Source organism: Streptacidiphilus monticola, assembly GCF_042658505.1.
GTDB lineage: Bacteria > Actinomycetota > Actinomycetes > Streptomycetales > Streptomycetaceae > Streptacidiphilus > Streptacidiphilus monticola.
In genome coordinates this window covers 1-222 of sequence record NZ_JBHSQJ010000134.1, presented here as the reverse complement: position 1 = coordinate 222, position 222 = coordinate 1, and the positions used below count along the sequence as shown (strand labels likewise).

General features: G+C 52.7%; 1 protein-coding gene. It reads right to left on the bottom strand.

The features are described 5' to 3' along the window. On the bottom strand, positions 1–222 hold a 222-nt coding region (locus ACFP3V_RS26700; RefSeq protein WP_380588574.1), incomplete at both ends, for a transposase.

The following is a 222-nucleotide window of genomic DNA, read 5'->3' as shown; positions in this document are numbered from 1 at the left end:
GCATTGTATGTTTAAAAGACCTTCCGCTCCGGCATCGTTGTACACGTCGAGCCAGCGCCGGACAAGTATTTCTGCGGAGAGATTAAACCGGGCAGCCGCTTCACGCATCGTCAGGCGGTCACTGATAACCGCCCGGACGACCACGAGTTTAAATTCATCGGAATAATGATTATTTTTTGCAGTCAGGCCTTCTGCACCGTGGAACTGCCATGCCCTGACCCA